At 34.9% G+C, this 24,579-nt stretch carries 28 protein-coding genes; 16 read left to right on the top strand and 12 right to left on the bottom strand.

The window, feature by feature from the left end; translation table 11 throughout:
- Positions 1-11 precede the first annotated feature (11 nt).
- Positions 12-134, top strand: a complete 123-nt coding sequence (locus HN014_RS22720; RefSeq protein WP_303246389.1) for a hypothetical protein — start codon at positions 12-14, stop codon at positions 132-134.
- A 441-nt stretch (positions 135-575) separates the two neighbouring features.
- Positions 576-1,766, top strand: a complete 1,191-nt coding sequence (locus HN014_RS06455) for a hypothetical protein (RefSeq protein ID WP_176028067.1) — start codon at positions 576-578, stop codon at positions 1,764-1,766.
- Positions 1,767-2,301: 535 nt separating this feature from the next.
- On the opposite strand, the gene HN014_RS06460 is transcribed toward HN014_RS06455, so the two are convergent.
- The 6 genes from HN014_RS06460 to HN014_RS06485 form a co-directional block, all read right to left on the bottom strand.
- A complete protein-coding gene (locus HN014_RS06460) occupies positions 2,302-3,009 on the bottom strand; it encodes a DUF2459 domain-containing protein (RefSeq protein ID WP_254884110.1) in 708 nt (235 codons plus the stop codon).
- Positions 3,010-3,133: 124 nt separating this feature from the next.
- Positions 3,134-3,526: a hypothetical protein gene (locus tag HN014_RS06465; protein WP_176028068.1), complete on the bottom strand. Its 393-nt coding sequence runs from the start codon at positions 3,524-3,526 to the stop codon at positions 3,134-3,136.
- Entirely contained in the window at positions 3,523-3,924 is a 402-nt protein-coding gene (locus HN014_RS06470; protein WP_176028069.1) for a VOC family protein, read from the bottom strand. The genes HN014_RS06465 and HN014_RS06470 overlap by 4 nt, the downstream gene beginning before the upstream one ends.
- 41 nt (positions 3,925-3,965) lie before the next feature.
- Complete coding sequence (locus HN014_RS06475; RefSeq protein WP_176028070.1) at positions 3,966-5,003, bottom strand: hypothetical protein; 1,038 nt, start codon at positions 5,001-5,003, stop codon at positions 3,966-3,968.
- 594 nt (positions 5,004-5,597) lie between these two features.
- Positions 5,598-5,777, bottom strand: a complete 180-nt coding sequence (locus tag HN014_RS06480; RefSeq protein WP_176028071.1) for a hypothetical protein — start codon at positions 5,775-5,777, stop codon at positions 5,598-5,600.
- Between the two features lie 280 nt (positions 5,778-6,057).
- Positions 6,058-6,645, bottom strand: coding sequence for a riboflavin synthase (locus tag HN014_RS06485; protein WP_176028072.1), 588 nt, complete (start codon positions 6,643-6,645; stop codon positions 6,058-6,060).
- An 84-nt stretch (positions 6,646-6,729) separates the two neighbouring features.
- On the opposite strand from HN014_RS06485, the gene pdxA reads away from it, so the two are divergent.
- From pdxA to HN014_RS06550, 13 genes are all read left to right on the top strand, one after another.
- Positions 6,730-7,866, top strand: a complete 1,137-nt coding sequence (gene pdxA / locus HN014_RS06490; RefSeq protein ID WP_176028073.1) for a 4-hydroxythreonine-4-phosphate dehydrogenase PdxA — start codon at positions 6,730-6,732, stop codon at positions 7,864-7,866.
- A 181-nt stretch (positions 7,867-8,047) separates the two neighbouring features.
- Positions 8,048-8,593 (top strand): DUF177 domain-containing protein, encoded by a 546-nt coding sequence (locus HN014_RS06495; RefSeq protein ID WP_176028074.1) that lies wholly within the window; start codon positions 8,048-8,050, stop codon positions 8,591-8,593.
- 10 nt (positions 8,594-8,603) lie between these two features.
- Positions 8,604-8,801 carry a 50S ribosomal protein L32 gene (gene rpmF, locus HN014_RS06500; protein WP_176028075.1) on the top strand — a complete coding sequence of 66 codons (198 nt, stop codon included), beginning with the start codon at positions 8,604-8,606 and terminating at the stop codon, positions 8,799-8,801.
- Between the two features lie 173 nt (positions 8,802-8,974).
- Positions 8,975-9,970, top strand: a complete 996-nt coding sequence (locus tag HN014_RS06505; RefSeq protein WP_176028076.1) for a beta-ketoacyl-ACP synthase III — start codon at positions 8,975-8,977, stop codon at positions 9,968-9,970.
- 31 nt (positions 9,971-10,001) lie between these two features.
- Positions 10,002-10,511, top strand: coding sequence for an acetyl-CoA carboxylase biotin carboxyl carrier protein (gene accB, locus HN014_RS06510; RefSeq protein WP_176028077.1), 510 nt, complete (start codon positions 10,002-10,004; stop codon positions 10,509-10,511).
- Positions 10,512-10,600: 89 nt separating this feature from the next.
- Entirely contained in the window at positions 10,601-11,944 is a 1,344-nt protein-coding gene (accC, locus tag HN014_RS06515) for an acetyl-CoA carboxylase biotin carboxylase subunit (protein ID WP_176028078.1), read from the top strand.
- 210 nt (positions 11,945-12,154) lie between these two features.
- The gene (locus HN014_RS06520) at positions 12,155-12,823 is read left to right on the top strand and encodes a hypothetical protein (protein ID WP_176028079.1); all 669 of its coding nucleotides are present in this window, start codon (positions 12,155-12,157) and stop codon (positions 12,821-12,823) included.
- Positions 12,824-12,836: 13 nt separating this feature from the next.
- A complete protein-coding gene (locus HN014_RS06525) occupies positions 12,837-14,564 on the top strand; it encodes a hypothetical protein (protein ID WP_176028080.1) in 1,728 nt (575 codons plus the stop codon).
- Positions 14,565-14,634: 70 nt separating this feature from the next.
- Entirely contained in the window at positions 14,635-16,005 is a 1,371-nt protein-coding gene (locus tag HN014_RS06530; protein WP_176028081.1) for a hypothetical protein, read from the top strand.
- Positions 15,965-17,077 (top strand): FAD-binding oxidoreductase, encoded by a 1,113-nt coding sequence (locus tag HN014_RS06535; protein ID WP_176028082.1) that lies wholly within the window; start codon positions 15,965-15,967, stop codon positions 17,075-17,077. The genes HN014_RS06530 and HN014_RS06535 overlap by 41 nt, the downstream gene beginning before the upstream one ends.
- Before the next feature lie 176 nt (positions 17,078-17,253).
- Complete coding sequence (gene mtgA / locus HN014_RS06540; RefSeq protein ID WP_176028083.1) at positions 17,254-17,928, top strand: monofunctional biosynthetic peptidoglycan transglycosylase; 675 nt, start codon at positions 17,254-17,256, stop codon at positions 17,926-17,928.
- A gap of 2 nt (positions 17,929-17,930) precedes the next feature.
- Positions 17,931-18,389 carry a 3-oxoacyl-ACP synthase gene (locus HN014_RS06545; protein ID WP_176028084.1) on the top strand — a complete coding sequence of 153 codons (459 nt, stop codon included), beginning with the start codon at positions 17,931-17,933 and terminating at the stop codon, positions 18,387-18,389.
- Between the two features lie 158 nt (positions 18,390-18,547).
- Complete coding sequence (locus tag HN014_RS06550; protein WP_254884111.1) at positions 18,548-19,591, top strand: alpha/beta fold hydrolase; 1,044 nt, start codon at positions 18,548-18,550, stop codon at positions 19,589-19,591.
- Positions 19,592-19,596: 5 nt separating this feature from the next.
- On the opposite strand, the gene HN014_RS06555 is transcribed toward HN014_RS06550, so the two are convergent.
- Both HN014_RS06555 and recJ read right to left on the bottom strand, forming a co-directional pair.
- Positions 19,597-19,950, bottom strand: coding sequence for a hypothetical protein (locus tag HN014_RS06555; protein ID WP_176028085.1), 354 nt, complete (start codon positions 19,948-19,950; stop codon positions 19,597-19,599).
- A gap of 63 nt (positions 19,951-20,013) precedes the next feature.
- A complete protein-coding gene (gene recJ / locus HN014_RS06560) occupies positions 20,014-21,699 on the bottom strand; it encodes a single-stranded-DNA-specific exonuclease RecJ (RefSeq protein WP_176028086.1) in 1,686 nt (561 codons plus the stop codon).
- Between the two features lie 135 nt (positions 21,700-21,834).
- Here recJ and HN014_RS06565 point away from each other — a divergent pair, with 135 nt between their 5' ends.
- Positions 21,835-22,425, top strand: a complete 591-nt coding sequence (locus HN014_RS06565) for a carboxymuconolactone decarboxylase family protein (RefSeq protein WP_176028087.1) — start codon at positions 21,835-21,837, stop codon at positions 22,423-22,425.
- A 46-nt stretch (positions 22,426-22,471) separates the two neighbouring features.
- On the opposite strand, the gene HN014_RS06570 is transcribed toward HN014_RS06565, so the two are convergent.
- From HN014_RS06570 to rsmI, 4 genes are read right to left on the bottom strand one after another with little or no spacing between them, the layout of a single operon-like run.
- Positions 22,472-22,816, bottom strand: coding sequence for a 5-carboxymethyl-2-hydroxymuconate Delta-isomerase (locus tag HN014_RS06570; RefSeq protein ID WP_176028088.1), 345 nt, complete (start codon positions 22,814-22,816; stop codon positions 22,472-22,474).
- A gap of 25 nt (positions 22,817-22,841) precedes the next feature.
- Positions 22,842-23,540 carry a M50 family metallopeptidase gene (locus HN014_RS06575; RefSeq protein ID WP_176031052.1) on the bottom strand — a complete coding sequence of 233 codons (699 nt, stop codon included), beginning with the start codon at positions 23,538-23,540 and terminating at the stop codon, positions 22,842-22,844.
- 3 nt (positions 23,541-23,543) lie between these two features.
- Positions 23,544-23,888: a HopJ type III effector protein gene (locus tag HN014_RS06580; RefSeq protein ID WP_176028089.1), complete on the bottom strand. Its 345-nt coding sequence runs from the start codon at positions 23,886-23,888 to the stop codon at positions 23,544-23,546.
- Positions 23,889-23,904: 16 nt separating this feature from the next.
- Positions 23,905-24,576 carry a 16S rRNA (cytidine(1402)-2'-O)-methyltransferase gene (rsmI, locus tag HN014_RS06585; protein WP_176028090.1) on the bottom strand — a complete coding sequence of 224 codons (672 nt, stop codon included), beginning with the start codon at positions 24,574-24,576 and terminating at the stop codon, positions 23,905-23,907.
- Positions 24,577-24,579 lie beyond the last annotated feature (3 nt).

The following is a 24,579-nucleotide window of genomic DNA, read 5'->3' on the forward strand; positions in this document are numbered from 1 at the left end:
TACAAAAATTAATGCGTACTTCATTTTATGCAGAACCAGATGAAAAAGAATCTAAAATAGCTACTAAATCCAATAAGCAACCTCTTGCAACAGGAAATCATCACTCCTTTACATTAACCGCACTAAACTACTAACTCCAGATATTTTATAACCTGAAAACATGAAATCAAGGAAGTCTTTGACGACTTAACGAATGAAGGAAAAGTCAAATTTTTCAACCAGAGAATTGATAAAAAAAAGACTGGTATGGGTTCACAAAAAAATATACCTCCGATATTTTGTTCAGTGCCTCATGGAAAATAAAAAAATTGTCCCATTAGGAAATAGTAAGAAAAGTAACAGCTATAATCCAACTAATTAACCCGATCTACAACCTCTTTAGATATGAACAGGTAATACGACTGAATGTTTTAAAACAAACATAAAATCCTGAAAATATGCACATTAAATGATTCTAAACATAAGTGTTTTATTGTTTAACGTAAAATTAATTCTTATAACATAAAATTAATACCTGTTCCGATTCACGTTAATTAGTTTTGCGGGAGTATTTAACCAATTTATATTAATATTATATGACAACAATTTTTAAATTTTACAGATTAATAACATTTCTTCTTATCTCCACGTTTTTTATAAGTTGTGATAAAGAAGGTTTTGAAAGTGAGACAAATCATTCCCATGAACACGCTACCATTGAACAAAAAGAAGGGGAACATCTCACTAAAAACAAGCTTCATAAAGTGATGACAAAAGAAGCGGCAGATGCACTCGCTACAATGGTAGTCATAGGGTATGCAAAAGATATTTTATCATCTACAGGCAAAAATGCGATATTTCAATACGAGTCGCCTAAAGATTTTGCAACACATCAAAAGGTTCAAGATAGATTAAAGCAGTATGTGACAATTGATATAAGTCAGTCTATACCAAAAGCAAAATTTCCGCTAATAGTTGCAAAAAATAGTAGAATTAGTAGTACTGAGCAAGCAATGTTAACAGCAGAGACTGAAACCAAGCTTGCAAAACAATTAGATGCTAGATTAACCAAAATGAATTTGGGTCCCTTGTATGGTGCATATATAGGAGGATATTCAGACCCAAGTAAAATAGAGCTAGTAGGAGCATCAGATTTAGAATTATATACTCCTAAATTTAGAGGAGCTGATGATAGTAATGTAAAAAAAGCATTTGATAATGCAAAAGAGTATTCAAATAAAGTAATAGATTTATTAAATGACTATAATAAATCAATTTCTGGAGGTGTAGTAATAGGAGGTGTAAGAATCTCTGTAAAAGATATCAATCCTAAAGTTACAAGTAATTTTAGTAGTGGACAAGTATTTAAAAGCTTCCATGGAATGATTGTAGCTATGAGTAAATATGCAAGTTCTATCGACAAGAATTCTTTTCTTTTTGAAATAGCTTGTAGCGAAAATACCACAAAAGTATCTTCTTGTTTTCCTTGCGCAACATTTATGGCATCTCAAAGGAATTCAGCAACTTCTGTTCATTTAGGAAGAGGAGATAACTGGAATATACCCTCTTCTTGTCCAGTATTTATGCAAACTGCTTGGCAATCTAATATTATTAAATGGTACGAAATTGGATTAAGGTCACTTAAAAACAATAGTGACTGGAATGCTTTTATTTCTAATTATTCACATGAAAATATAGAAAATAAACTTATTCCTCAAATGTTTCTTGAAGCATTAACTTTTGAAGATTCGTTCACTAAACGAATTTTAAATACCTTACCAAGCTAAAAAGAAAAATATTTGGTATTTAAAATTTGGATAAAAGCAGCAGTACTATAATAAAAAAATACAATAAACTTTATAAACAGAGTTACAAACCAGGGCAATTTCATTTGACTTTTTATAGTCCAATTACCTCTACTTTGTGTGCAAAAAATCAATGTTATTGACAAAATGCTCGAGCAAAATCGCTTTTGAGGTTAATTTTTACATAAAAATCTTACAATTATTTTCAGAACATCTGTCAAAAACAATTATGATTTTTTAAATGAAATTGTCCTGGTTACAAACCTAATGGATAGGAAGATTATTTTTAGGTTTTAAGTGTTTTATAAAACTTATATTGTTTCTTAGAATACGTACTACAAATATTTTTTCTTCTATTGGATAAAAGAATATGGTATACGCCTTAAACTTATATCTCAAAAACAATCAAACACAAAAAAAACAACTCATAATCAGGGGGTCCTTGGTTCGAGCCCAAGTGGGACCACCTTATAAAACTTAAAAGCCTTATCTGTTACGATGAGGCTTTTTTTTATTTTTAATCAACACCAGCTTTCTCTTCCTTTTCTCTTATTCTTGTGTACTTGTTCAGAAGCCCAAAATCAAAAGGAGTCCAATAACATGCCCTTAATCCACTATCCTTAAAACCCGTATTCACCCAGGAATTACAGGTTTTAAAGCAAGAATAACTTCCTTTTGCCTTAAAAAAATCATCTGTATCAGTATACCCTATTCCTGGAAGTAGTTGTTTTTCTTTATATTCATCCAACTCAAAGGTCTGCAGTATGTATTTTTGCAATTGTATTATTCTTGATACAGATGCTTTAACAGGCACCCAAGATACTTGCCTCTGTTGATAGCGTGTCACATGCAATAATGTAGTACTTTGTAAAAACAGTGCAGAAAATGCGTTCTGAAATGTCAGGTCTCCCCAGGTCGGTGTATCTTTATAAAAACTCTCATCTCCCCACCCAAAAGAAAGATAACGAGTTCTTTCCAGATTAGGTATCCCTTTCAGCAAGGTAGAATCCATCGTCTTTTTTTCAAAAATAACATCCAGATGAACCCCATTAGTACTTAGGTAGATCGTGGCTGTCTTTTCACTTTCATCAGGAGTCTTATTTACTGTAATAGCCGTGCAAATCAATGAAATCAGCAAATACAACACCGGGATCAACATCAAACAAAGAAAAAGAATCAAGATTCTTTTAATTCGCTTTATCCATTTTATTTTACTCCGCTCCAAATTGTTATTTTAAATTTACAGACGCTGTAAAAATACGCTTAATTTTATCATATGCATTGTTTGGCATCTTACTCTATACTCCTAATCAGAGGTTAACACATTTTTATCAACTGCAAAGCCTTTTTTACTTATCATACAAAGCCACAGCACGCCACTCCATAACTACCAACACAAGAATTACCAAAATCTCCAGAAGAAAATACCCTATCCCCAAAGGTGTCATCATTTTACAATAATAAAGTATTATCCCAGATGTCACACAACAATATCCAAAATTCAGCACTGCTAAAAATCGCATCGCTAAACGCCAAAAAGAATGCTGAGCAAACAACAGACCATTTACGAATGAATACACAGCATAACTCCCTGCAATTGCAGCTAAATTGACCAATATATCTGATGGCAACCTAATATACTCTTCAAAACGAATCAATACAAATCCAAGCATAAAAGCAGTACACAAAGCTCCAGCTGCATCTAATAAAAATAATCGTTGCGGATGAATTACTCGTTTCATACTGTTGTATTAGGTATCGGAGTACATATTTCGATTAAAAATCCATTCGGATCTCTCAAATACCCGACCGTTTGCCCCCAAGGTTTTTCCGCTAACGCTACTTCTTGTTTGGCTCCTGCGGCAATGGCTTTTTCAAAATCTTCCCGTATAGATTCAGTAACAAATGTTAACGTCATTCCATATGGGTGTTCTGTCAATGTACTTGCTTGAAATCCTTTTTTAAAATTCATATCTCCCAGAGTTATCGAAGCAAAAGCAATAACAGTTTCTCCTGACTGCAACTCTCCATAATCTTTCTCCGGAGTAATCATTCGCCGTGGAAATCCAAATGCTTTGGTATAAAACGTCAGGCTATCTACCACCTGTTCTACATACAGAATCACATATCCAAACTTCATATTTTTATAGCTATAATTTATTATTAAAAATACTATATCGTTTATCCATCTACATTAACAAGCTTCTCACTACTAATACCTTGCATTGCCCCTTGTAATGTACTCAAATCCCCAGATAAGTGGTATTTTTTCCCATTAACATATACATAAATCCCCACAGCCATAACTTTATCTTGTTTTCGTTTTTCATAGATTTCATAAATAGCTTCTTTATTTTTAAAAATTAATTTACTTTTTGAAGTATCTATTGCAAACCTACCTGCATCTATCAGATTATCAGCAGGAAAAGAAAATTCCACTAGTTCTCCCTCTGATTTCAACAATACATAATTCAATCGCCCTTCCGAAGTGAAAAGCAAAACCTTTTTCTGATTTTTAGATAAACGAAAACTCATCAAAACCTCTATCGCTACCCCCTCCTTATTCATTCGGCGTTCTGTTTTTTCAATGGCTCGCCCTCCTCTCCAGGTCTTAGTTCGTGTGATATGATATAAATATTGATACTCTTCTTCAACCACTTCTATCGGTACAGGAACATTATTCACTACCTCAAATTGAGAAAACTGATGCCAGCAACAGCCACTCTTAGTCATTGTTTCAATTGTCTTGGTCTCATTGTTCGTTTGAAACATCCCACAATACTCCTGAGCCAACCTGGTAAATGAAGGACTGTGAATCAACTGTCCTTCTCTATGAAGATATACCTGATAAGAAGGACCATGATAACAACTATATTGCCCATCCATAACCACTATATCTTTGACTCCATCAAAATTAACATCTTCACTAATAATGATACTTTGTTCCCCATACGGCAATGACACCACCCCTGTTTCAACCTCTCCCTCTTCATTCAGCGAAAAAGTAAGTTCTTCTGAAGATATTGCAACCACCTCCTTTTCGGATAGTTTTTCTAGAATGATCACTGTTCCTTTTTTAAACACTTCTTCTTCATATCCCTGATCAATAATCAGCTTCCCTTTATAAACATCAGAAAAATCATTTATCAGATAAGTGGTTTGTCCAATAACTGAAAGCGACAAAAACCAAAATATAACACCTATTCTTAATTGTTCCATATACTTATGTGTTATTTTGTTATTCCTAAAACAAAACGCTCCTAAAAAATATGTTTTTTTACATCCTAAAAACATAAAACCTCCTCATTAATATATTACAGACATATTCCCTTATAAAGATATTCGATATTTTAATATCCTTTATCACCTACCAACAGCCTCTCCCCCTAAAACCTTAATCAAAGAATACAACAACCTGCTACTATACTGAAACTTATATAAACAAAACTATCAAACTTGATAGTTTTACTTATTTATTTGTAACAAAACATTAACATTCATTACTATAATACAGCTTCAAATCACAAGAATTAACTTAACACTTTATACAACACTAAAAGAAAAAAAATCGGAAAGCTCTCCCCAAAAAACAGGAAGTAGTCACTCTATAACACCTGCAAGGAAGCAGATATATCAAAAAGCTTATCTAGGAAGAAATAACAATATAAATTCAGGCTTTTATACTGTTTTAGAAAATAATAATAATCACTCACAAGAGCACAACCCCTTTCGAGTCAAAAAGCAATACTGAATTATTGTGTTAGCTCCTAACACAATAAATATCAGCGTTCTAAATTGCACAAAAAAACTATACTAAACCCACTCCTCAGGATTATTCTGAATAAAAGCCGTTTTTTCTTTTCCGTACATTCTAATTAATTGCTCTTCCGTGTAGTCTTCTACCAGTTTTTTACACCTGGTATAAATTTTAGGATACGCAGTAGCCGATGCTATTGATTGATTACCAAACAGATTCTTGAAAATTGCTATCATAACTCGTCTTCATTAATTAATTGCAAATCTTATATAGGGTATTACAATAATACAGAAATTAAAGCAGAAATTTTTTTTGGATTTTTAAAATCTTCTTTTCTAACTATGTCTCCCTGGTTAGACAATAACAAAAAACATACCAAATGACTTCATCAAAATTATCTTTCTAATAATGAACCCCTTGAGAAATAATATATATCGTCAGTTTATTCTCTACATCCACTCAGAAGATATTTTCCTCGAATAAACCTCACTATCGAAATGAATACTTTTATAATAACTATTGTAATTCAGTAATTCTTTTCACATACTTTCCTATAACATCAAATTCTAAATTAACAACCGTCCCTACAGAGAATGTATTAAAATTTGTATGTTCATGTGTAAATGGAATTATCGCTACACTAAAGGCTTGTTTTTCAGAATCCACCACTGTAAGACTTACTCCATTAACTGTTACAGAACCTTTTTCGATGGTTATATTATTTAAAGAAGGATCATAGGAAAACGTATAGCGCCAGCTCCCTTCTTCCGCTACAATACCAGTACAAATTGCTGTTTGATCTACATGCCCCTGAACGATATGACCATCCAATCGATCTCCTAATTTCATTCCACGTTCCAGATTAACCACATCTCCTTCTGAAAGGTTATTTAAATTCGTTTTATCCAGGCTTTCCTTGATAGCAGTGACTCTATACGTATCTCCATCAATAGCAACGACCGTAAGACATACTCCATTATGCGCAACACTCTGGTCTATCTTTAATTCTGGTGTAAAATCAGCCTGCATAACAATATCCAAATTATCTCTGTCTTTTTTTAATGAAATGACCTTTCCTTGCTCTTCAATGATGCCTGTAAACATAAATGCGAATTATTTAGTTAAATTTGTGTCCTTTAATTCGGAAGTATTTTTATACTTCAAAAATACTCATAAAGTAGGTTATAAATGAAGAAAGCGGAAAAAATAAGATTAGGAATTTCGATAGGGGATCTCAATGGAATAGGTAGTGAGGTGATCCTCAAAACATTCGAAGATGGCAGAATGCTTGATTTTTGCACTCCGGTTATCTTTGCATCCATAAAAATTGTTTCGTATCTAAAAAAATATCACAAAACAAACATTAACCTGCATGGAATTGATGAAGCCTCCCAGATTACCGACGGGAAAGTCAATGTACTCAACACCTGGAAAGAACCGGTAGATATCAATTTCGGAAAAGAAGACAGTAAGATTGGTCAGTATGCCATAAAATCACTAAAAGCAGCTACACATGCTTTAAAGAATAATGAAGTAGATGTTCTGGTAACAGCTCCTATCAACAAACATAGTATCCAATCCAAAGAGTTTAACTTCCCTGGACATACTGATTATTTGAATAAAGAACTAAGAGGGAACAGTCTAATGTTTATGGTTACAGATGAACTCAAAGTAGGTTTACTAACTGACCATGTAGCTATTAAAGACATTGCGGAGACAATTACTCCTGAATTAGTCACTCAAAAAATACAGACAATCCATCATACTCTCAAACAGGATTTTGGTGTCTCCAAACCCAAAATAGCTGTTCTGGGAATTAATCCTCATAGCGGAGACAATGGAGTTATTGGTATGGAAGATGAAAATGTTCTAAAACCAACGATCAAGAAAATTAATGATCAGGGGATGTTAGTGTATGGTCCTTATGCAGCTGATAGTTTCTTTGGATCAAACAATTACAAATCTTTTGATGCGATTATTGCTTCCTACCATGATCAGGGATTAATTCCTTTTAAAACCCTTTCCTTTGGTATGGGTGTAAACTATACCGCAGGGCTCGATAAAATAAGAACCTCTCCGGATCACGGTACTGCCTTTGAAATTGCAGGTAAAAATAAAGCAGATCACAGCTCGTTTAAAGAAGCCGTTTTTGCAGCTCTAAAAATATATAAGAACAGAAAAGAATATAAAGAACTCACTAAAAACCCATTAAAAAAACAACCTAGAAAACCACAACAAAAAAACAAACAGGAATCCAATCATCCGGATGCTCAAAAAGAAAAAAAAGCACCTTTTATAAAACAAAGAAGCAACGAAGAGGAATAAAGCAAGTGGAGTGCTCTCTTTTTTAACCAATAGACAAACACTCAGAACACCAGCTTTTTAAAGAAAAAGCGAGTTTTTATTTTTTGATACTCATAATTTTGTTCACAAAAAAGTGTTTATAACTATTTTTTTTTATCTTTGCACCCGCCTTATTGGATATGAAGGCTTTCGAAACTGAATTATGAATACGAAACAACTAAAAGAGTTTAATATTCCTTTTGTTGGACTGAAGCTAGGAATACATCAGTTCGAGTATGAGATAGACAATACGTTCTTCGAACATTTTGATTATGACGAATTTAACAGTTCAAACATTAGCATACAATTAGAGTTCAATAAAAAAAGTACATTATTCGAACTTAAGTTTTATGCTAGAGGAACAGTTAATATAAATTGCGACGTCACAAATGAGCCTTTTGATCTACCAATAGAAAATGATTTATTCTTAGTAATCAAATTTGGCACAGCATACAATGACGAAAATGAAGAATTACTGATTCTCCCACATGGAGAATACGAAGTAAATGTTCAGCAATACATATATGAATTAGTTGTATTAGGATTACCTCAAAAAAGGGTACATCCAGGAGTTGAAGACGGAACATTAGATTCTGACATACTTGATAAATTAGAAGAATTAAGTCCAAAAAAAGAGACATTAAAAAAAGATAATGAGGAGATAGATCCTCGTTGGGATAAATTAAAAAACTTATTAAACGATAAATAATAGCTAAGCAATGGCACATCCTAAGAGAAAAATCTCCAAAACAAGAAGAGATAAAAGAAGAACGCACTATAAAGCTACTGTACCACAAATTGCTACTGATCCTACAACAGGAGAAGCACACTTATACCACAGAGCTCACTGGTTTGAAGGTAAATTATATTACCGAGGACAGGTGATTATTGATAATACTGAAGAGGCAGTGGCGTAATGTAGACTGTTAAAAAATCAATTAAAGCTCTCACAAATGTGAGAGTTTTTTTGTTTTTAGTTGAATATGTGTCAAAATCCATTTATTTTGCGCCATATTTACAATACAATTTAGTAATTTCAACGACTTTTTAAGCATGCAATGCTTTAGTTTTGTGGAACTAAAATTAAGATATGAGTAAAATCACAGCCGCTATCACAGCTGTAGGTGCCTTTGCACCTGAATATGTGTTAACCAATCAGATCTTGGAAACAATGGTTGACACCAACGACGAATGGATTACCACTCGTACAGGTATAAAAGAACGCAGAATCCTAAAAGAAGAAGAACAAGGAACTTCTTTTTTAGCAATTAAAGCTGCTGAAGACCTTATCAATAAAAAGAATCTTGATCCAAAAGAGATTGATATGGTAATCGTAGCTACTGCCACTCCCGACCTTCCTGTAGCATCGACAGCTGCTTATGTAGCTTCTCAAATCGGCGCAACCAACGCCTTCTCTTATGACTTACAAGCCGCTTGTTCTAGCTTCCTTTATGGAATGTCTACTGCCAGTCGCTATATCGAATCCGGAAGATACAAAAAGGTTCTTCTCATCGGAGCCGATAAAATGTCTTCCATTATAGATTATACGGATCGCGCAACCTGTATTATTTTTGGAGACGGAGGAGGAGCTGCTCTTTTTGAACCTAATGAAGAGAATTTAGGATTACAGGATGAATACCTACGATCAGATGGTATCGGTAGAGAATTTCTTAAAATAGAAGCCGGAGGGTCTATCCTTCCTCCTTCTGAAGAAACGATAAAAAACAGACAACACTTCGTAAAGCAGGACGGGAAAACAGTATTTAAATATGCTGTATCCAATATGGCTGGCGCTGGTGAGGAGATCTTAAAACGTAATAACCTTACCGGGGATGACGTAAATTGGTTAATAGCGCATCAAGCAAATAAGCGCATAATTGATGCTACTGCCAAAAGAATGGGACTAAATGAGGACAAAGTTCTCGTAAACATACATAAGTATGGTAATACGACTTCAGCGACATTACCATTATTATTAAGTGATTTCGAAAAACAATTAAAAAAAGGAGACAACCTAATATTCGCCTCATTTGGTGGAGGTTTTACATGGGGTGCTATTTATCTTAAATGGGCCTATAATTCCTAACTAAACAACTAAAAACACAATACCCAGTATTATGGATTTAAAAGAAATTCAGAATTTAATAAAATTCGTTGCTAAATCAGGAGCTAGTGAAGTAAAGCTAGAGATGGACGATGTTAAAATCACCATCAAAACAGGATCAGAAGATGCTAAAGAGACAACCATTGTACAACACCTTCCTGTAGGAGGACAATTGGCCGCTCAACCATTACCACATGCACAACCAGCAACTCCTGCTGCACCAAGTACTCCTGCGGCTGCACCAGCAGCAGCTAAAGAAGAAACTGCAGAGGATGATTCTAAGTACATTACTATAAAGTCTCCAATCATTGGTACTTTATACAGAAAACCTTCTCCAGACAAACCTACATTTGTAGAAGTAGGAGACACAATAAAAGAAGGAGATGTACTTTGTATCATTGAGGCTATGAAGTTATTCAATGAAATAGAGAGTGAAGTATCTGGAAAAATCGTTAAAGTATTAGCAGATGATTCTTCACCAGTAGAATTCGATCAACCATTATTCTTAATTGATCCATCATAATTAATATTAAAATTTCAAATCCCAAATCGATACCTTGTTTCGTCCTGGTATCTGAATTTGTTTTTTGGATGTTGTAATTTTCAAAAGTTATGTTTAAAAAAATTCTAATTGCAAACAGAGGTGAGATTGCCATGCGTGTCATTCGAACCTGCAAAGAAATGGGGATCAAAACTGTAGCGGTATACTCTACTGCAGACAAGGATAGTCTTCATGTACGTTTTGCTGATGAAGCGGTTTGTATCGGACCTGCTCCCAGTAATGAATCTTACCTAAAAATGGCAAATATCATAGCCGCAGCAGAAATCACAAATGCTGATGCTATTCACCCAGGATACGGGTTTTTATCAGAAAACGCTAAGTTTTCTAAAATTTGCCAGGAACACGACATAAAATTTATTGGTGCCAGTGCAGAAATGATCGACCGAATGGGAGACAAAGCTTCTGCCAAAGCAACAATGAAAGCTGCTGGAGTACCTACCATTCCAGGAAGTGAAGGGATTCTGGACTCTTATGAAGAGACAGAAAAACTCGCTGATGAAATGGGATATCCTGTAATGCTAAAAGCTACTGCCGGAGGTGGTGGAAAAGGAATGCGTGCCGTATGGGCTAAAGAAGATTTGAAAAAATCTTGGGATAGTGCCCGACAAGAAGCCGGAGCTGCCTTTGGTAACGACGGCATGTACATGGAAAAACTCATTGAAGAACCAAGACATATAGAGATCCAGGTTGTAGGAGACAGCAACGGAAAAGCATGTCATCTATCCGAAAGAGATTGCTCTGTGCAACGAAGACATCAAAAGCTTACAGAAGAAACCCCTTCTCCATTCATGACAAATGAATTAAGAGATCAAATGGGGGAAGCTGCGGTAAAAGCTGCTGAATATATTAAATACGAAGGTGCAGGAACCGTAGAGTTCTTGGTAGACAAACATCGTAATTTCTACTTTATGGAGATGAATACCCGTATTCAGGTAGAACATCCTATTACTGAGCAAGTAGTAGATTACGATTTAATCCGTGAGCAAATTCTCGTTGCTGCAGGAGTGCCGATTTCTGGAAAGAATTACTATCCTCAATTGCACTCAATAGAATGTAGAATTAATGCCGAAGATCCTCATAAAGATTTTCGCCCGTCACCAGGGAAAATAACAAACCTGCACATTCCGGGAGGTCATGGAGTACGAGTAGATACACATGTATATAGTGGTTATATTATCCCACCAAACTACGACTCGATGATTGCTAAATTAATTACAACTGCTCAAACAAGAGAAGAAGCAATTAATAAAATGAAACGTGCCTTAGATGAATTTATCATCGAAGGAATTAAAACTACCATTCCTTTCCATAGACAACTAATGGAGAACCCTGATTATGTAGCAGGGAACTATACCACCAAGTTTATGGAAGATTTTGAAATGGAAGCTTCATAAAACTAAATAAAAGGTTGATCATACTGATCAACCTTTTTTATTTCTCTCTTTTCTTTACTTCTTTCCCTTCCGATAAAATTCCCTGAAAACAGGGGGTGTGGAAATACCATAAAACGTGTTCCTTGTACATTTTTTTCCTCAGAAATTTGTACCGATGATTTCTCGGTAAGAAGCACACCTTCCGAATCTCATCACAAACACCCTCTATCGATGCGACAAAGAATATATTATACGGGGCTATTATGTCTGTTATTAACCCTAACTTCTTGTTTTGAAGTTCTGGAAGAAGCCAACATCCATGAAGATGGTACAGGAGAATACACCCTAACCGTAAATCTAAGTCAGAGCAAAACTAAAATAACTTCCATAATGCTATTGGACAGTATCAATAGTTATAAAGTTCCTTCTAAGTCCGATATTCAAAAAGGTATTTCAGAAATTGAGACATACATCAAAAAAACTCCCGGTATTACCAATGTCCGGAAAAAAGAAGATTTCGACAATTACATATTCTCCATACATTGTTCTTTTGACAATATTGCGACCATCAGTACTATCACCAGAGAGGCATTAAAAAAACAAAAAACGATCTCCAATGTCAACTTAACATACGCATATTCCTCTAGTGACAATCGGTTTACAAAAAAATTTACCTACGACCCGGAAATACACAATCAATACAAAAAATTATCTCAGGATAACCAGGAAGTATTTACAGGTGCCATCTATACTTCGATTTATCGGTTTCCAAAAAAGATTACCTCTTTTACGAATAAAAAAGCTCGGGTATCCAAAACAGGCAAAGCGATTATGTTGCGAAATACCATAACAGAACTGATCAACGGAACTGCCATAATAAACAACACTATACAACTCTAATTTATTTTTTCTGATGAATAATTACTATATCACTTTTATCCTTTGTCTTGTTTTTTTAGGGATACAAGCACAGGACTTGGCTACTAAAATCCCTAAAACTGCAAATATTGTTGCCACTATAAAAGGAAAAAACATAACAGACCTCCTAAGCATCCATGAATTAGACAATACGAAACCTGGAAAAAAACTACTAAAAGAGATTTCTAGAAAAAGTAAATTACAGACATCTTCCATCTCAGAATTAGGAATCGATTTTACTGCTAGTGCTTATTATTTCTATCAGGTAACTGATAGTATTACATATCATTGTTCTTTAATCCCATTAAAGGATGTCAAAAAATTCGAAGCACATTTTACTAATCCACAAAAAGTAAAAAAAATTGGAAACCTACATGCATGGTATAAATTTGAAAAACCAGTATTTCTTTGGGACGACTCCATGGTATTATATATTGAAGGGAAATTAACTAACAAATACTTCGATCAACAGGCTGTCAAAGAACGAAATGGTTTATTAACTAAACCAAAAGAAGAGTATCATTACAAAGACCGTGTTTACTATCCTTTTAAGAATTATGATCATAAGAAAGAAATCGAATATGCTTTTATTCTCAATAAGGCAAAAACCATCTTTTCTAATAATAGCCTGGAAAAATCCATTGTAGCCAACAAAGAATATCAGAAAAATTACATTAAAAAAGCAGAAGTATCTGTATGGGTTTCTGATTACCAAAACCTGTATCAATCACATATACTTAAAGATGCGCCCAGGTCTCATTACGATATATTATTGAAACAATTGAGCTTTTCTGTTTATGATAGACAAAGTTTCGCTGCAAATTTATACCTAGAGGATTCAGAAATAAAAATTACAGCTACAACTCATATGGGAGACGAAATGGGGAAAAGTTTTAAAAAAATGAGTAATCGAAAAATCAACAGTCGTTTTTTTAAGTACATAAACGAACAAGAGATGACTGCATATTTATCCTATGCAATTAACACTCAAGCAGTACTAAAAGAGTACCCTAAAATCATTAATCGACCTCTCTTAGGTTCTTATTTACAAGAAATGTCCTTTTTTATAGAACTAATTTCCCTTGTATTAGACGAAGAAGCCATTGACAAAGTCATTAAAGGCGATATCCTTTTAGTATTATATGATACATTAGAAAAACAAGTTGATCATACTTCGTATGAGTATGATGATAATTTTAATCGAATAGAAACTGTAAAAAAACGATCCGAACAAGTTCCTGATTTTCAATTTCTTTTTTCTTCAGAAGACACAAAGCTACTTCACAAATTATTAGACTTAGGAAAAAAGAAAGAGTATGTAACCTATAAAAATGGAGCATACATCATCAAGAATAAAAAACTTCCATTCGATATCTATGTAACGATCAAAAACGGGGTCATCGCTGTTGGAAGCTCACTAGAAAGAGTACTTCCTACGACAGTTTCAATATCGAATACGCATAAAAAAATATTAAAAAACAATAATCTCTCTGTTTTCGTTGATAGCAAAAAAATGATAAACCTAATGAGTAGCATTGAAAACAACGAGCAAAGAAAAAAGAAGTATCAATACCTGTATGACAACGTCGAAAACCTTATTCTTACCTCATCAAAAATTCGTAATAATGCTGTAACACTAGAGCTCAAAACAACGGTCCCTAAAGCAGACAAAAACGGTCTGCAATATTTGTTCAGGTTTCTGGAGGAAATGACCAAATATTGATTCCTTAAAAAGAATACCAACAAACAACTTATATCACACAATATTTTAATCAACAGTAAGTTAAATCTCTGTGAAAAGATATAAAACACACCTTTTTATTGCACTACTCCTTCTTGGAGTAGTGTTTGTTATCTTGTATAAAAACTGGCAATCGAGATCCTATAAATTTGTTGTACATGCCGATGCCAATAGGATTGTCAAAGTAGATGTTTGCGAAGTCGCAAAAACATTGCTAATAGATGATGTACAATACTCCAAAAAAGATACTGAAGAAGGTAACACCATTAGAATAAGTACTACATCCAATGGACTACGAATTCCTGCAAATATCTTTTTTTATACAGTTCCCAAAGCTCCAAAAACGATTTTTTGCACCTTAAAAGCTGTTAATATCGAAGAGGCTGTTTCTTTTTTAAGTCAAAAACTACAAGTAAATATTCAGTCTGAATCGACTTCTTTTTTCCTAAAAACCAATGAGAAAAGAACCATATCCATGGCTTATTTACACAATACCATAGTACTAGCATACTCTTTTCAAAAAGAAGATATCACTTCCATATTCAGTCAGATTCTTACTGAAGGACATTACCTAACTCCCAATGCTCCCTTATTTAAAAAACTAAAAGAAAAAGAACATCATCTCCAATTCGCATCCCTGGCAGGCGGATATTTTTCGCTGGATGCTACCAAAGGGCAAATAGCACTAAATGGTACTTTCCCTCCGCATCCGGATATTGAATATAGTACCACTACCGAAATCCCCGAATTTGACAGGACCACTCCAATACAATTATTTCTGGCTGCACACCTTAAAAAAAAGGAAAAAGACACTCAAATTTCCTGGAAGAACCACCTTGTTTCACAAGATTCTCTGCTCACCTCATTACAGCATCACTTATTTCTGAGAATGCATGGCTTCACTACACAACAAGATAGTATCATTCGCTACGAATACAATGATAATTTTGAAAAAACAGCAAAGGTTAGCCTACAGGAAAAAAAAGTTCCTTCCCTGCAGATAGATATCCCTATAAAAAACAATAGTAACGTGCTATCATATCTAAAAAATCAACAGCTCCTCACTAAGGATCATCGTATTGCAGATGCCCCCATGTATCATTTCTATGCGCAGCAAACAGAAAAAGATTTTGTCATTAGCACCACAAAAACCTTCAAAAAACCCATTGATAAAAGAATTGCATCTACAGCATTCCTGAAATTATATATCCATCTTCCTCCATTGATCCATGAATTACCAAACCCAGTACAATCCTATGGAGCATCTATAGAAAAAATCCATCTTATAGGAAAAAAAGTGAGCGATAATCGCCTCTATATCGATGGAATGATTACTTTTAATAACAAAGAAATAAATGCACTTACACAACTTTTAAAAAAGAATGCAACTAAGTTATTGGGAGACAAAAACATGGTTAACTGATATTGATTATACCATTATAGGAAGTGGGATTGTAGGGTTAAATTGCGCCCTTCAACTGAGAGAAAAATACCCGACAGCCAAAATTCTCGTATTAGAAAAAGGAGTGCTGCCAAATGGCGCCAGTACTAAAAATGCCGGTTTTGCCTGCTTTGGAAGTATTTCTGAACTCTTAGATGATCTCAAAACACATTCAGAAGAAGAAGTACTTCAATTGGTTTACAAAAGAAATCACGGATTACAAATTTTGAGGAATACCCTGGGGGATACTGCTATAGAATACCGCTCCTATGGAGGCTATGAACTCTTTACCCATAATGATGAGTCTTTGTATGAAGAGTGCCAATCCAAACTATCATATATAAACACGCTCTTAAAGGAAATTTTTAAAGAAGATGTTTTTTCTGTTACTGATAATGTTTTTGGTTTTAAAAACATTCAACCATCCTATATCTATAATAAATTTGAAGGACAGATCAATACAGGCAGCATGATGAGAGCCTTGCTAAAAAAAGCCCATGAAGCTCATATCTTACTGCTCACATCTTCTTCCGTATCTCATTATCAGGAATCGCAAGAACATGTTTCTGTCTATACCCCCAATTTTGAATTCAAAACAAAAAAACTGTGTATTGCTACAAATGGATTTGCTTCGTCATTCGACATTCCGAATGTAAAGCCCGCCAGAGCGCAAGTTATTATCAGCAAACCTATTCCCAATCTAAAGATTAAAGGGACCTTTCATTTGGATAAAGGATATTACTACTTTAGAAATATAGATAATCGAATCCTTCTAGGAGGAGGAAGAAATCTCGATTTTAAGGGAGAAGAGACTACCAATATGGAGGTTACATCTACTATTATCAATGCACTTTCCGAATTACTACACCATACTATCTTACCAGAATATACTACAGAAATAGCACATTCCTGGAGTGGTATTATGGGGGTTGGAGATCAAAAAAAGTCAATAGTACACCCTTTATCTGATCGAGTGTACTGCGGTGTCCGTCTGGGAGGAATGGGAGTTGCTATCGGTAGTTTGGTAGGAAAAGAGTTAGCAGACCTGATATAAAAACTTACATTCGCATAAACGGGGAATGAATCTCATCAAATAATTATGTAATTTTCCGATTTAGTAAAATACCTTGAGGCAAATCCACGAGGCATTCGTTAGAAACAAATTTTCAATTTCAAGGCAAGCCTTGAGGTATCATCCTCTTTGGCGACGCCAATAAACCATACTCCACCTTGAAAAAAATTGCAGGTTTTATATATCGCATTCTTTTTTACTTCCTTGTTCTTAGTGTTGCTTGGGTTTCTTTATATAAATGGGTTGCTGTCCCTATAACCCCACTAATGATAATCCGATATATCAACTCTGACAGCAAAACGATACGACACCAATGGGTACCGCTGGATAAAATTTCTAAAAACCTACAATTAGCAGTAATCTGTAGTGAGGATCAAAAATTTATATCCCATACAGGTTTTGATACCGCTGCAATACGAAAAGTAATCGAAAATAATCAGGGCAAAAAAAGAATGAGAGGTGCCAGTACCATTTCACAGCAAACCGCCAAAAATGTATTTTTATGGTCTGATCGAAGCTGGATTCGAAAGGGGTTAGAAACTTATTTTACTTTCCTGATCGAACTCCTATGGGATAAAGAACGCATTCTGGAAGTATACCTAAATAGTATTGAAATGGGAAATGAGGTATATGGAGCACAAGCTGCTGCTTTATTTTGGTTTAACAAACCGGCATCAGCACTATCTAAAAAAGAAGCTACTGCCATTGCAGCCATTCTCCCTAATCCAAGAAAGTACATTGCATTTCCCGCTTCTCCCTACATCCAAAAAAGACAACAATGGATTGCCCGGCAGATGGCTAATTATGGTACCTTCGTATTACCAAATGAATAAATATGATACCTGAATCTATTAAAAAAGAGCTACTGGCTCGTTGTCAGCAATATATTGATGAAAGAGTCTCTCGTATAAAAAATAAAATAGCTGACATTCAGGAATCTCTCACTTCCGAAACAAAAAGTACTGCTGGAGATAAACACGAAACCGGGAGAGCTATGCTCCAGTTAGAACGGGAAAAAGCGGGTCATCAACTTGCCGAAATACAAAAACTACAACAGATCCTAGCAAAAGTAAGTACCACTTCTGACACCGTGAATATTCGTCTTGGAAGTGTTGTGTATACAACGCAGGCTAATTATTATATCAGTATATCTGCCGGAGTCCTACAATTAGAAAATGAGCAGTTTTATGCAATTGCTCCTGATACGCCTATTGGAAAATTACTTATCGGAAAACAGGCCGGAGACCTGATTACCTTTAATCAAAAAACAATCACAATTACAAAAACCCTGTGACCTTTTATTATAAATGAAAAAAAATTAGCTTTTTATCATCCTTTATAACAAAAGCTTTAGTAGAGATTGGGGGTATCTAATAATTCATACAGTTGTACCTCAAGAAACCTGACTTGATAGAAAAAAGCTGGATCAAATGCTGATCGAAGTCAAAAACAATGCTAAAAAGTAATGTTGCTGTTTTTTACACGACAGAAAATCAAAGATATACAGTTGATGTATCGTATCTTGTATATAAAAAAGCAACTCATATTATGAAAAACAGCTTCTTTTTCCTTCTTATAGGAATTCTGATCATCAGTTGTAAACCTTATAGTAGTACTACGAAAACAACAACACAGCCAATGACCTATTCTTCTTTTAGACAACTACAAAAATCCTATCCCTCTGCAGACGGTCTTATTAAATATATTGATCAAGGTAGTGGTCCGGTTATTTTACTTCTTCACGGAGTTCCTTCTTCGGGGTGGTTATATCGAAAAATGATTACTCCATTAGTGAAGAATGGATATAGAGTAATCGTCCCGGATATGCTGGGCTTTGGGGCTAGTGATTCTCCAACAGGTTATGAACTTTATAGCAGTAAGCATCACAGTCAGCGATTACTAGCACTTATGGATTTTCTGAAAATTGATAACTGGGCACATGTCATGCATGATGCAGGAGGGTTGTGGACCTGGGAGCTTTTAGCGCAAGCTCCACAACGCATTAATAGATTAATTTTACTGAATACGATCGTTTTTGAAGAAGGGTTCACTCCTCCTATACGGATGAAACCCGGTTTCCTGGCTAAAACCGCGATGTGGTCTTATCGCAATGGTATTACCACTAATATGCTACTCAACGGTTTATTCAAAGCTGGAATTGAAAACAATACCTTAACCAAAAAAGATATTGAAGGGTACAAAACTCCCTTATTAGAAGGAAAAACAAAAGGAATGTACTATTTCTTTTCAAAAACCTGCAATGACCTGCCTGATTATACAGCTGTTTTTCAAAAAATTTCTATCCCCGTGGCTGTTATTTGGGGTAAAAATGATTCCATGCTACAATGGGAACCACAAAAGGAAAAGATCATAAATCATCTGAAGGTTGCCCCGGAAAATATTAAGTTACTCAATGAAAAGCATTTTATTCAGGAGACAAAAGCTGAAAAAATCAGTGTAGCAATCACACGTTTTCTGAGGGCAAATCAACTATAGAGCTTTTAATTAAGGCTCAGGTTTTTTACCCAGGTTTTGAGCTCTACTCTAAAAATAGTTCCATTGATTAATTCATGAATTTGATGAATTTCAGATTTACTAACAGCTAAATCTATTTTATTAGAAGGTGTTCTAAGTAATAAAGATCTGCAATGTTCCTGCCCCGGACACTGACTACAACAATGAGAGGCTACTGTTTTTTCGCAAAAATGAGAGAAGTCTTTTAATTCATTGAGCGTAAGAAGAAAACCTATATCCCTGAATATCAATTGAATTTTGGGTATTGATGTTTCCATTTCTTTTTTCCAATAAAAAGACATTCCAAAATTGTTACTGTATATCTTATCAATCGCGCTCATTCCAATTCATAAATTTTGAACCAAAAATAACAACTATTTATAATAAATCTAAATAAAAACAAATTATTTTATATCCTTCAGCTTTAATTGTAGCGATACATTGCCATTCCATTCATTCTTATCCAATGTATAAGCCACTTTAAATCGTTGTCTATTTTTAATAATTTCATGATGCTTTCCTAGTCCAAAACCAATAGCTCCAAATTGTTTGCCATTTTTAGCAATAGTACATTTGAGGTGTTTTTCATCTGCGCCAACTGGCTTTCCATACCCGGTATCTATCACATCATTAGTCATAAAAACCGGTGCCATATTACCTGGACCAAAAGGAGCAAACTGTCTTAGAATACGATACATTTTTGGGGTTATTTCTTCTATATCCAATGGCATATCGATCGATACTTCCGGGATTAGCAATTGCTTATCAATGGTAGTAGCAACTACTTCTTCAAATTTTGCTTTAAAAGCTTCGTATTTTTCTTCCTTTAGTGTCAGACCTGCTGCGTATTTATGACCTCCGAATTGCTCAATATGATCTGTACAATTTTCCAAAGCATTATAAACATCAAACCCTTTTACAGATCTGGCAGATGCCGCAAGCTTCTCTCCACTTTTGGTAAAAACCAATGTAGGTCTGTAATAAGTTTCAATTAATCTGGAAGCTACAATTCCAATTACTCCCTTATGCCAGTGCTCATCATAGACAACAGTGGTAAATCGATCTTTTTCTGAATTCTTATCAATTTGAAGAAGTGCTTCTTCTGTAATGGAATGATCTGTCGCTTTTCGTTCACTATTGTAAACTTCTATTTCTGATGCAAACTGCAATGCGGTATCATATTCTTTTTCCTTTAGTAAATACACTGCATACAGCCCATGTTTCATTCTTCCTGCCGCATTAATCCTAGGAGCTAGTGTAAATACTACATCTGTAATGGTTAAGGTTTCTTTTTTTACCTGAGATAACATTGCTCTAAACCCAGCTCTTGGCGCCGTGTTAATTACCTGAAGTCCATAAAATGCCAAAATCCTGTTCTCCCCTGTAATAGGAACAATATCAGCTCCAATAGCCGTAGCAACTAAATCCAGATAAGGAGTTACAGTCTCTATAGAAGCTCCTCTTCTTACCGACAATGCCTGAATTAATTTAAACCCGACTCCGCAACCACAGAGTTCTTTATAAGGATAATTACAATCTTCTCTTTTGGGATCTAAAACAGCTACTGCCTCTGGTATTTCATGCCCGGGTCTATGATGATCACAAATGATAAAATCAATTCCTTTTTCATTAGCATAGGCAATTTTATCAATTGCTTTTATACCGCAGTCCAACGCGATAATAAGGCTTATATCATTATCCGAAGCATAATCAATTCCCTGATAAGAAACTCCATACCCTTCTGAATAGCGATCCGGAATATAGGTCGCTATCCGATCAGACACGGTTTCTAAGTACGAAGACATTAAGGCTACAGATGTTGTTCCATCTACATCATAATCTCCATATACCAATATATTTTCTCCTTCCTCAATTGCTTTTTCTATTCTGTGAACAGCTAATTCCATATCCTTCATTAAAAAAGGATCATGAAGGTCTTCTAAAGAAGGTCTGAAAAATTGTTTTGCTTTTTCAAAGGAATCAATTCCTCGTTGCACCAGTAAGGATGCTATAACTGAACTAACATTCAAAGCATGTGCCAGTTCGGTAACTTTTTCTCTATCAGGTGCCGGAGCGATTGTCCATCTCATGTATTGCGTGAATTCGAGCTATTACAGAGACACAAAGTACAAAAAATCATCTCTTATACCGTCTATATCGGCAGACTTTTATAAATTAGGTACTTTTAAAAAATTTATAAAACTCTTTATTAAAATATAACCAAAATGCCATTAGTAACACCATTATCACCAGATCATGATATAGAAACAAAAGAACTTGCCGAATTTTTTAACGAAACCTTGGGGTTCTGTCCAAATTCTGTATTGACAATGCAAAGAAGACCTGCTATATCCAAAGCTTTTATCAACCTCAACAAAGCAGTTATGGCGAATGAAGGGAGGGTTACTTCTGCCTTAAAGCGAATGATTGCTTGGGTAAGTAGTAATGCGACTGGATGCCGATATTGTCAGGCACATGCTATCCGAGCAGCTGAACGCTACGGAGCAGAGCAGGAGCAACTGGATAATATCTGGGATTACAAAACACATCCTGCATTTAGCGATGCTGAAAGAGCAGCACTGGATTTCTCTTTAGCTGCTTCTATTGTTCCTAACGCTGTTGATCAAAAAATAAAAGAAGAACTTCACAAATATTGGGATGAAGGAGAAATTGTAGAGATGCTGGGAGTAATTTCTTTATTTGGTTATCTAAACCGATGGAATGATTCAATGGGAACAAGCATTGAAGATGGTGCTGTAGAGTCCGGAGAAAAATATCTGGGAAAACACGGATGGGAAAAAGGAAAACACATCTAAAAGATAAAAAACGGTTTGGGCTATTTTTTTCCAAACCGTTTTTTTATTAAATCATCCCCAAATTGCAATAGGTTGCTTTTTCAAAATCCCTTATATTCATTGCAATAAAAGAAACTTCAGGAAACAATTGTTTTAGTTTTTTGACCACGGCTTTAGAAAGCGCTGCTTTTTGTTCCGTTGATCTTCCTTCCATAATATCCGCAAAAACATGGATAAAATCTGTATTGGTTCCTCCAACGGAAAAGGTATCAAAAGGTCGCATTCTTACTTTGATATCATTCGCATCAAATAAACCAGAATCCTTTGTCACCTGATATACTTCTTTCAAAACAGTTTCTTCTTCCTGACTCTTCAATATATTTTTTGAACAATCGATAACAAAATGTGGCATATCTATTCGTTTTTATTCTTTTTATCTATTTTTTTATATAATACCTATAGCTTTTATAGAAAAGAAATACAGTAATAATTATAATCAGAATAGCCCAAAACCAATAAGTTCCAAAAGTATTTTGAGCAATCATTTCGGTGTCTGATATCTGTAGATCCCGGTCTCGTTCGAATTCTTTGGTAAACAAATAGTCTAATTGTAGATATGTACTAAGGACACACTGTATTCCTAAGAACAAAGTAGTAATTACTTCTAGTTTTCTGTTTTTAAGCCAGACAATAACTAATAAAAAAACAATAAAAGCAGTCATCACCACCAATCCCCAAAAAGAACGAATCCAAATGAATACTGACAAGATCATCATGCCGATTAATATTCTCAGCATAATTGCTGCACTTCGTTGTTTTTTTGCCGAAGCAATCAGTACGGCTCCCGATATTGCGGGACCTAACAATCCCCCGGCAGCAGTTAATGCCAATCCTGTTTTATATGGCAGGTAGCTGTCTTCCAGACTGAAATAAGCAACACCTCCTCCACTTTCAAAAATCTCTAAATACTGAAAATCCCCACCAATTAATACCGCAGTCAATCCGTGTCCCATTTCGTGAAACCAGGTTCCTAATAACAGAAACGGGTACTGTATCCAACCAAAGTACGGAAGCTGCCATAATGCATAAGCAATAACGGCCGTCAGTAAAATTATATAATTAGAAGTGTTTTTTATGAATTATTTTTTTTGAAGGGCTTGTTGCTCAAATTTCACACCTTCCCAGCCTGTTTTAATAAAATTCCGAATATTCTGATGATCATCCCCTTCCGGATGTTGTAATACATCATCTCTATAATAAGCTCCAAAACAAGAAAGTGTTTCTTCTTCTGAAAACTCATTCTCTTTTGCAAATGCGAACAATTTACACGATCCAGAATTTTGTCCTTGTTCATTGTGTACACTTCCATTGGTAAAAGCAGTCGGTTCAAATGTATAATAAGCTTCTACTACATCCATCGTTTCCTGAAAAGTAATTTTCTCAGGTGAGGTTTTTAGTTTTTCTATAAATGATGTTAACTCCATCGTTTCTTTTTTATGTTTATTTTTTTCCTTCTACAATAATAACAATCTCTCCCTTTGGCGGCTTATTTTCATAATGCTTAACAACCTCTTCTACAGTTCCCCGAATCGTTTCTTCATACATCTTTGTCAACTCCCGGGAAACTGATACACGACGATCTTCTCCAAAGTACTCCTGAAAATGTGATAATGTCTTAACTAGTTTATGTGGGGATTCGTAGAAAATCATAGTTCTGGTTTCTTCTGCCAATAATTTTAAACGAGTTTGCCTTCCTTTTTTTACAGGCAGGAAGCCTTCAAAGACAAACTTATCATTAGGGAGTCCGCTATTAACTAATGCCGGCACAAAGGCCGTAGCTCCAGGTAAACATTCTACTGGTATATCATGATTAATACAGGCTCTGCTCAATAAAAAACCAGGATCACTAATTGCAGGAGTTCCCGCATCGCTAATTAACGCTATCGTCTCTCCCTTCTGAAGCTTGTTTATAATTGCATCTACTGTTTTATGTTCATTATGCATATGGTGACTCTGCATCGGAGTCACAATTTCGAAATGTTTTAATAATTTCCCACTCGTTCTGGTGTCTTCTGCCAGAATTAAGTCTACTTCTTTTAATATGCGAATTGCCCGAAAGGTCATATCCTCCAGATTTCCTATCGGAGTCGGCACAAGATATAATTTTGACATAAT

Source organism: Aquimarina sp. TRL1, from assembly GCF_013365535.1.
In the GTDB taxonomy this organism is placed as follows: Bacteria; Bacteroidota; Bacteroidia; order Flavobacteriales; family Flavobacteriaceae; genus Aquimarina; species Aquimarina hainanensis.